The sequence below is a fragment of the Massilia sp. UBA6681 genome (genome assembly GCF_002454935.1).
Lineage (GTDB): Bacteria > Pseudomonadota > Gammaproteobacteria > Burkholderiales > Burkholderiaceae_D > Telluria > Telluria varians.
Genome location: NZ_DKJX01000125.1, coordinates 10,215 through 13,125, shown reverse-complemented (window position 1 = coordinate 13,125; position 2,911 = coordinate 10,215). Strand labels below are relative to the sequence as shown.

Genomic DNA, 2,911 nt, shown 5'->3' with positions numbered 1-2,911 from the left:
GGCGCGCTGGGCGGCAACGTCGCCCTGTTCCGCCAGCCGCGCGGACGCGACCTGCTGCGCCGCGCCGCGCCGCTCGACGACTGGTGCGCGCTGCGCGCCCGCCACGGCGTCTGGCCCTATGGCCGCACCCTGGACGGCCCGCCGGCGCCGCTGGCCACCGTCGAGCGCCGGCAGGGCATCAACTTCGCCTCGCAGGATTACCTGTCGCTGTCCGCCCACCCGGCCGTCATCGACGCGGCCATGCGCGTGATGGCCGAATGCGGGCCGCACAGCGCCGGCTCGGCCATCCTGCTCGGCAACAGCCGCTATTCGGGTGCGCTGGAGGAGGCGATCGGCCAGCTGCTGGACTGCAGCCAAGTCGTGCTGTTCCCGACCGGCTGGGGCGCGGCCTTCGGCGCCGTGACCGCCCTGGTGCACGGCAGCGACCACGTGCTGATCGACGCCCTGGCCCATGCCTCGCTGCGCCAGGGCGCGCACGCGGCCACCCGCAACGTCGCCGCGTTCCGCCACAACGACTGCGACCACCTGCGCGAACTGCTGGCCAGCCTGCGCGCGGTGGATGCCAACGGTGCGATCCTGGTCATCACCGAAGGCCTGTTCAGCATGGATGCGGACAGTCCCGACCTGCCGCTGATGCAGTACCTGTGCCGCGAGTACGGCGCCACCCTGCTGGTGGACGTGGCGCACGACCTCGGGGCGGTGGGGCCGGGCGGTACCGGCGTGATCGGCGCCCAGGGAATGCTGGGCAAGATCGACATCGTGATGGGCGCCTTTTCCAAGACCTTCGCCTCGAACGGCGGCTTCGTGGCCTGCCTTGAACCCAGCGTGCGGCGCCAGCTGCAGCTGTTCGCGGGACCGCACATGTTCTCCAACGCGCTGTCGCCGGTGCAGGCCGCCACCGTGCTGGAGTGCCTGCGCATCGCGACCGGCGAGGAAGGCGAGCGCCTGCGCGCCGACCTGATGCGCAACGCGGTCGAGCTGCGCGCCCTGTTGCAGGAGGAGGGCTTGCGCTGCCTGGGCAACCCGTCGCCGATCGTCCCGCTGTTGCTGGGCCCCGAATCCGCCACGCGGGTCGCCGGCATGCTGCTGGCGCGCCGGCAGGTGTTCGTCAACCCGATGGAATTCCCTGGCGTGCCCCTGGGCGCGGCGCGCCTGCGCCTGCAATTGATGGCCCGGCATACGCCGGCCCAGATCCGTACCGCCGCGCGCCAGCTGGCCGAGGCGGTACGGCGCGCCCTGGCGGCGCCGCGGCCGCTGCTGCAGCCGTCCACGCAGGCCTGAAGCAGGGCGGGTGCGCGCATGGGTGCGTGAGCCAAGGACGGCGGGGTAAAATAACTCCTTTACCTTTCTTGCATCCAGACATGACCGTCCGCACCCGTTTTGCACCCAGCCCGACCGGCTACCTCCACCTGGGCGGCGCCCGCACCGCGCTGTATTCCTGGGCCTATGCACGCCACTTCGGCGGCACCTTTATCCTGCGCATCGAAGACACCGACCTCGAACGCTCGACGCCGGAAGCCGTGCAGGCGATCCTGGACGGCATGCAGTGGCTCGGCCTGTCGCACGACGAAGGCCCGTTCTACCAGATGCAGCGCATGGACCGCTACCGCGAGGTGGTGGCCTCGATGCTGGAGCAGGGCACTGCCTACCTGTGCTACTGCTCGCCGGAAGAAGTCGAGGCGATGCGCGAGCGCATGCGCGCAGCCGGCGAGAAGCCGCGCTACGACGGCACCTGGCGTCCGGAGCCGGGCAAGACCCTGCCGCCGGTCCCTGAAGGCGTCAAGCCGGTAGTGCGCTTCAAGAATCCGCTCGATGGCGAAGTCACCTGGAACGACGTGGTCAAGGGCCCGATCACCATCGCCAACAAGGAGCTCGACGACCTGATCATCGCGCGCCCGGACGGCACCCCGACCTACAACTTCTGCGTGTCGGTGGATGACTGGGACATGAAGATCACCCACGTGCTGCGCGGCGACGACCACGTGAACAACACGCCGCGCCAGATCAACATCTTGCGCGCGCTCGGCGCCGAGCTGCCGCAGTACGGCCACCTGCCGATGATCCTGGGCGCGGACGGCCAGAAGCTGTCCAAGCGCCACGGCGCGGTCAGCGTCATGCAGTATCCCGAGCAGGGCTACCTGCCGGAAGCGATGCTCAACTACCTGGCGCGCCTGGGCTGGAGCCACGGCGACGACGAGATCTTCTCGATGGAGCAGTTCACCGAGTGGTTCAACCTCGAGCACCTGACCGCGTCGGCGGCCCAGTTCAATCCGGAGAAGCTGGCCTGGCTGAACAACCATTACATCAAGCAGGCCGACAACGAGCGCCTGGCCGGCCTGGCCCGTCCTGTGCTGGAGCGCGAAGGCGCGCAATTCGAGAACGCACCGGCGCTGCCGACCGTGATCGCGCTGGTGAAGGACCGCAGCAATACCATCAACGAGCTGGCCGATACCGCCATGTTGTTCTACCGTGAGCCGCAGCCCGATGCCGCGCTGCTGGCCCAGCACCTGACCGACGCGGTGCGCCCGGCGCTGGCCGCTTTCGCGGAGCGCTGCAAGGATGTGGAATGGAACAAGGCTGCGATCGCCGCCATGTTCAAGGAAGTGCTGGGCGCGCACGGCCTGAAGATGCCGCAGATCGCCATGCCGCTGCGCCTGATCGTCACCGGCCAGCTGCAGACGCCGGCCATCGATGCGGTGCTGGAACTGTTCGGCCGCGACGTGGTGTTAACCCGTATCGCAAAGTACCTCTAAATTCTTTTTTTGCGGAGCGCGCATTTTCTCGAAATGGGTATTTGCGAAATGCAAGGCGCTCCGCTATAATGCTCGCACTTCAGCAGCACACGGTAGCAAACAGGCAGGTCGAAGTAGTTTGCGACAATGTGAAAAGAGGGGGTATAGCTCAGCTGGGA

At 68.0% G+C, this 2,911-nt stretch carries 2 protein-coding genes; both read left to right on the top strand.

The features are described from left to right. A partial coding sequence (locus B2R83_RS23190; RefSeq protein WP_292045457.1) for an aminotransferase class I/II-fold pyridoxal phosphate-dependent enzyme occupies positions 1-1,281 on the top strand: 1,281 nt, incomplete at its 5' end. Positions 1,282-1,361: 80 nt separating this feature from the next. Beyond that, positions 1,362-2,753, top strand: a complete 1,392-nt coding sequence (gene gltX / locus B2R83_RS23185) for a glutamate--tRNA ligase (protein WP_292045454.1) — start codon at positions 1,362-1,364, stop codon at positions 2,751-2,753. Positions 2,754-2,911: the final 158 nt, after the last annotated feature.